Source organism: Paraburkholderia sp. RL17-373-BIF-A (assembly GCF_046030175.1).
Taxonomy (GTDB): Bacteria; Pseudomonadota; Gammaproteobacteria; order Burkholderiales; family Burkholderiaceae; genus Paraburkholderia.
In genome coordinates, this window is sequence record NZ_JARESO010000131.1 from 1 (window position 1) to 6,473 (window position 6,473).

Genomic DNA, 6,473 nt, shown 5'->3' on the forward strand with positions numbered 1-6,473 from the left:
AGACCCCACCAAATCGAACGCTCTCGTCGCTGAGCGCGGGGCATGCCGGCGGTTCGCCGCCCATCGCGCCTGTGCGCGCATTCCTGGCGGCAGCCCGCCGTTCGCGTCATGGCCGGTTCGCGATGACGCCAGTGATCAGATGGGGCGATTTCTGAACGGATGGCAGAAGGGCGGATTTTTCGTGCGCACATGGCCTCGTCGATGGATAGCGCGAATGGCAAGGTGACGCGTGAGGAGGGCGTCACGTCGCCTCCGTTTCGCTGACGCCTTTTACAGGCATGTCATTGACACCGCGACGCCCGGCGCGAGCGCCGTGCCCGCATGGCGTGTTGACGATGGTGGTCGGTCCGGCCAAATCAGATCGTCCCTGAGCGCGGCGGCTGCTCGCTTTATTTGTTGATCCGGGAAGAGCGCTCACATCCATTCATACTGCGCGTGTTGGGCGACAATTCTTAACCGGTGTTCTGAGCGCAGTGTTTGAGCCGGGCCTTATGCAACCCGGCTTTCTCGTCCCAACGCGTACGTAGTAAGCATACGTAGCAAACGGGCGAGTCTGGATGTTACCCCATGACGATCGCCGAAGCTATTAAGATGTCGGCAGCCTGAGAGGAAGGCCGTCGCCGACCTTTTGTCGGGCGAGGCGACAGTGAACGATGAATGCCGGCGACCCGATGCGTCGCGGCGGAGAAAGTGAGAATGAGTATTCAATATACCTACGCCCGTTTCTGGCGCTGTGCCTTGCAGGTCAACACAGTCGGGTACAACAGCGTCTATCGGGGCAACGACCACGGTATGAGCGAATCCGCGTACAACGACGCGGTGTTGCAGAAATGCCTCGAGCTGGACATCAAGGTCGTTGGACTGGCGGATCACGGGAGCGTAGACAGTATGGACACGCTTCGTGGCGTACTTGAGCCGCACGGGATCGTTGTTTTTCCGGGTTTTGAAATCGCGTCGACTGAAAAGATCCACATGGTGTGTCTTTTCGAGGAGGGCACAAGCCGAGATCAGCTTAATCGATATTTGGGCAAACTCGGATTGACCGATCCGGAGGAAAAGGTCTGGCCCTCCCGTCTTGGATGTCTGGAGCTGGCGGAGGCTATCAAGAATGTCGGCGGCTTTTGGTATGCGGCCCACGCGACCCAGGCGAGCGGCATCCTGTTCCAGAAATCGACCCATACATGGCGGCGTAACGACCTGGTCAAGGCGATCCAGATACCCGGCGCGGTGAGCGATTTGCCGCCCGAATACAAAAACATCGTTCTGAACAAAGACCCCAATTGGAAGCGTGACCGTCCGGTTGCGGTGATCAACGCGCGCGACGTGGCGAAACCGGCAGACCTGGACGACCCCGGTGCGACGTGCTGGATAAAGATGACCAGGCCGACTTTCGATGCTTTCAAAGTCGCATTCCTCGACCCCGAGTCACGCATTCGCCTGCATTCGCAGCGAGACGATCACCCATCGGGGGAAATCGTCTCGCTGAGCATCTCCGGGGGATATCTCGACGGGCTGCGGATCAACTTTTCTCAGCACCTGAATACGGTCATCGGCGGCCGGGGTACGGGTAAATCAACCTTGCTCGAATGCCTGCGCTACGTACTTGACATTCCGCCCAAGAGCCGGCAGGCACAGAAAATTCATCAAGAAATCATCAAAGAGAATTTAGGCAGTGAAAATGGCCGGATAGAAGCAGAGGTGATTTCGTCTGCCCAGCATGGCAAGCGCTATCGCGTGTCTCGACGCTACGGCGAGCGGCCTATCGTTCGGGACGACGGCGACAATGTGTCGACGCTGCAACCGCGAGACCTTCTGCCCGGCATCGACATATATGGTCAAAACGAAATCTATGAACTGGCGCAGGACAAGCAGAGCCGGCTGCAGTTGCTGGACCGCTTCCTGCCCAGCGACAACGACTATGGGCCACGTAACAGTGCACTCAGGAAGCGCCTGAGCGACAACCAGCAAAAACTCGTCAAGACACTGGATGAGGTCGATGACGTCAAAGCTCAGGTTGCACGACTGCCGAAGTTGGTCGAGCAGTTGCAAGGATTCCAGAGTTTAGGCATCCAGGAAAAACTGTCCAAAACGCCTTTGTTCGAACGCGAGCGCCAGATAGCCGGACGGGCAAACGATGAATTGAGTCACCTGCGGGACGGCGTAACCGCGCTGCACGACAACCTTCCCGATCTAACGTTTATCAGCGACAAAGCGTTAGAGGGCTTGCCCAATACGTCTTTGCTCATCGCGCTTCGAGCAACGCTGGAACAGCTCAGGACCAGCTTCGAGCATCATGCGCGTGCGTTGCAGGAAGAACTCGCTCGCGGCGAGGCGCAACTGAGCATGCAAATCCAGACGTGGAAGCAGTCGCTGCAGCAGGGTGAGGCGGAACTGGAGAAAGCATTGCGCAGCCTTCCAGCGTCGTCGGGTAAAAGCGGTCAAGAGGTCGGCACTGCCTATCAACGATTGCTGCAAGACATCGAACGCATCAGGCCGCTCGAGTCTCGCATGGCGAGTTTCGGCCAGTTGCTGGACTCGCAACTGCAAGAACGCCGGAACCTCCTCGCCGAGTTATCGGATCTGCGGGACGAGCGTACCCAGCGCTTGCATGGCGCAGCGAGGAAACTGAACCGTCGGCTCGACGGCAAACTGAAAGTCGAAGTGGTGGCAGAGGCGGACCGTTCGCCACTCAAGATGTTCTTTCTGGAGAGCCGACTTGAGGGGGTGGGGGAGAAGCGGCTGTCATGGATCGACGAACGGGAAACAGTGAAGCCGGCTGCGTTGGCGCAAGCCATTCGCGACGGTCAGGGAACGCTTCAACTCGACTGGGGGCTGACACCGCTTGTCGCGGAAGCACTCACCAAGCTCGCGCCCTCCCGGCTGATGGAACTCGAAGCCTTGGAACTTGAGGACCGGGTGGAAATTTTTCTCAATGTTTCTCATGGTCAGGCCTCCCCGGTATTCCGGCCGTTGGAGAAGTTGTCGACCGGCCAGCAATGCACGGCGATCTTGCACATGCTGCTTCTGGAAAACGTAGATCCGCTGATAATGGATCAACCAGAGGATAATTTAGACAATGCCTTTATCGCAGACCGAATTGTGCACGAGTTGCGTGCGGCCAAGACCAGGCGCCAATTTTTGTTCGCAACGCATAACGCCAACATTCCAGTGTTCGGTGATGCCGAGTGGATCGGGGTATTTACCGCATCGGAAAGCCACGGTTCGCTGGGTTTTGAAGCGCAGGGCTCGATTGACGTGCCGACGATACGTGATCAGGTCGCTGACATCCTGGAGGGCGGCCGGGATGCCTTCATTCAGCGAAAAGAAAAGTACGAATTTTAGAGGTAAGCGCTCATGTTGAAATCGGAATTGCTGGAGATCATTGCCAATGGCGAGAATTCCGGCGTGGAATTCAAGCGCGATGATTTGCGCCCAGAACAGCTCGCGAAGGAAATTGTCGCGCTGGCCAATTTCCAGGGCGGGAAGTTGCTTTTAGGCGTTGAAGATGATGGCGCCATTAGTGGGGTGCAGCGCGCGGACCTCGAGAGGTGGGTCATGGATACGGTTTTTGGCCGCTACGTCCATCCGTTGATCCTGCCTTTCTATGAAGAGCTTGTTTTGGACGACGGGAAGAGAGTGGCGGTGATATCCCTCATGCAAGGAACGTCCAAGCCGTATGTCGTCCGTCACAACAATCGTGAAGAAGCGTTTATTCGTGTGGGTAGCACGTCGCGCCTTGCGACGCGTGAGCAGCAAGCCCGCCTCTTCGCGAGCGGCGGGATGCTCCATGCGGAGATGCTGCCGGTCTCGGGGAGCAGTCTGGACGAACTTGATCAGGTGCGTCTCGGCGATTATCTTCTTAACATCGTTGGGGATGTCGCCGTACCGCAATCTGCTGCCGACTGGGAGCAACGGTTGATCGGCTTGGGATTCATGGTGGAACGCTCGGATGGTCCCGCGGTGTGCAGCATCGCGGGGATGGTGTTGTTCGGGCGAAGTCCGCGTCGCAGTCTGCGCCAGGCGGGGGTACGCTGGATGTCGTTCGCAGGAGAATCCAAGGAGTATCAGGCGCAAGACGACTCACTGCTCGATGGCCCGCTTGTCGCCCTGTGGGAAGGACGACTTGGCGGCGGCCGAAAAATTATTGAGGATGGTCTTATCGAGCGCCTGGCTGATCGGATGCGACCGTTTGTTTCCAGGGAGGGCACCGAAATTGACGCAGGTATGCGTCGCGAGTCAACCTATCTCTATCCGCTTGACGCCGTTCGCGAGGCGATTCTTAATGCCTTTGTGCACAGAGACTGGACCCGATCAGTCGAAGTTGAAGTGGTCAACTATTCGAACCGCCTGGAAGTAATCAGTCCAGGTGCGCTGCAGAATTCCATGACCATTGAAAAAATGCTGGCCGGCCAGCGGTCACCGCGCAATCCAATCATTGTGGAAATCATGCGTGACTATGGCTATGTGGATTCACGCGGCATGGGCGTGCGCCGGAAGATCGTGCCGTTGACGCGCGACTATGCAGGTAAGGATGCCGACTTTGATTTGACGGATGACTATCTGCGCGTGGTTATCCCGGCGCGGCTACCTCTCTAGCGGCAGGGCGGCCTCTGTTTCGGGGAGGGCAAACCGGTGCAAAACTTGGTTTGCCCGGCGTGGTTCAAAAGCCGCATTTTTTGCGTTACACAGACGAGCGAAAACAGCCCGCGTCTGACGGCGGAATCGGCGTTTTTGATGCGGCCTGACACGGCGACCGGGTGCAGCTACGGCGTGGCTCTGTTCGGAAGGGGCCGAGTTCGCTCGCTGTGGACGGAACTACAGATTTTTGACGTGAACGGGCCTGCCAAACGAATTCTGAGGTTCCCTCCAAAAATAGTGTTCCAGGAGGTCGAGGTAAACTCGACTAAAAAGGAAACACGAGAATGTTAAAAGTACCGAACCAGCAGTACACGCCGGAATTCCGGGTCGCAGCCGTGAAACGCATCAAGGACGGACAAAGCATCCGGGGCGTCGCGCGTGAGCTGGGCATGTCGGGCGTAAGCGGTCCGTGAACCCGCACCTTGCGCCTTGGCGTCGGGTGGGTTAGCGATCAGGTGGTTGGCTTCCGCACGGGCTTGCCGAGCTTCCAGGGCAGCAGGGCTTCGTAGTCGTCGGCGGTCTTCGCGTAAGGCAGCGTCCTGAACAGATCGACGAGATACCGGTACACGTCGACGTCATTCGCCTTCGCCGACTCGATCAGCGAATACAGGTTCAGGCTCGCCTTCGCACCCGCCACCGTGTCGCTGAAGAGCCAGTTTTTTCTGCCGACAACAAATGGCCTGATCGAATTTTCGCAGGCGTTATTGCATATCGGCCATGTCTCGTTTTCAACGTAACGGCACAGCTTCGGCCACTGGTTGCCGAGATAGCCCAGCGCCTGCCCCAGCTTGCCGCTGGGCAACGTTGTCTCCAGATATTGATCCAGTAAAGCCTTGATCTGGCCCAGCACCACGCGGCTGTAACGCCGGCGCAGCCGCATGCATCGCTGTGGGGCCTCGCGCGCACGCGCTTCGGCTGCATACAGCTTGCCGATCAGATGCAGGAATTGCGTGGCCGGCTGATGCATCCCGTGCGCCTCCTTTGGCAAAACCTCCTGGGCTTCCACAAAGCCACGTCGCGCATGGGTCCAGCAACCGAGGTGGACCAGACCATTCTTCTTCGCGATGAGATCATATACGGCACCGCCGTCGCTCATCAATGCGGCACCCTCGCGCATGCCCGCCCATAGCCTGTCGCCATGTTCCACATGATGTCCGGGGGCATAGCTGTACAGCCGCACCGGCGGCCCGATGCCGTTCATCTGAGCCCAGACCGCACTTTTTGATTGCGCCTCACGCCCTGGTTCCTTAAGCACCTGAACGTTGGTCTCGTCGCCATGGCCCACGGCGCTGTCGAGCAGCACATCGCGCATCAGGTTGATCACCGGCTGGACCGCCTCGCCCACGCGGATCACGCAAGCCGCCAGCGTGTTGCGCGAGATGTCGCCGCCGAAGCGGCGCAGCAGCGCCGCGATCCGGTACAGCGGCAAGGCGTCCATGAACTTCGACAGGATGATCCACGCCAGTGCGGCTTCCGTGAACAGTCCCTTCGGGATGATGCGCAGCGGTACCGGGGCGACCTTCAGTCCGTGATCGCACCGCTTGCGCGCATACTTGACACGTTCGTGACGGATCACGCGGATCTGCTGCGGGATGATGTCCAGCTGCTCGCTGACTTCGACGCCAATCCCGACCAGCTCCGAGCCGTCGTGCGGGCAGACCAGCTGGTGCGCAGGCAATTCGTATCGAACCACCTCGCGCGGCAGCGCCGGATCGAGCGGACGGCGACCGCCTTTCTTCCGTTTGTGCGCGGCCACCTCGATCTCTGGCCGCTCTTCCTGCGCGGGCTGCGTCGCCGGCGTCGGGGCAAGCTGCTCCGCTTCATTCAGGAACAGG

At 58.8% G+C, this 6,473-nt stretch carries 3 protein-coding genes and 1 pseudogene; 3 read left to right on the forward strand and 1 reads right to left on the reverse strand.

Features of this window, described 5'->3' with window-relative positions; all coding sequences use genetic code 11:
- Nucleotides 1-696: 696 nt before the first annotated feature.
- From P0D80_RS48075 to P0D80_RS48085, 3 genes and pseudogenes are all read left to right on the forward strand, one after another.
- Entirely contained in the window at nt 697-3,342 is a 2,646-nt protein-coding gene (locus P0D80_RS48075) for a TrlF family AAA-like ATPase (RefSeq protein ID WP_408295284.1), read from the forward strand.
- Between the two features lie 12 nt (nt 3,343-3,354).
- Nucleotides 3,355-4,596, forward strand: coding sequence for an RNA-binding domain-containing protein (locus P0D80_RS48080; protein WP_408295287.1), 1,242 nt, complete (start codon nt 3,355-3,357; stop codon nt 4,594-4,596).
- A gap of 326 nt (nt 4,597-4,922) precedes the next feature.
- A pseudogene (locus tag P0D80_RS48085) lies at nt 4,923-5,033 on the forward strand (transposase); the annotation flags it as partial.
- A gap of 56 nt (nt 5,034-5,089) precedes the next feature.
- Here P0D80_RS48085 and tnpC read toward each other — a convergent pair.
- The coding region (tnpC, locus tag P0D80_RS48090) for an IS66 family transposase (RefSeq protein ID WP_408295290.1) at nt 5,090-6,473 on the reverse strand (1,384 nt) is incomplete at its 5' end.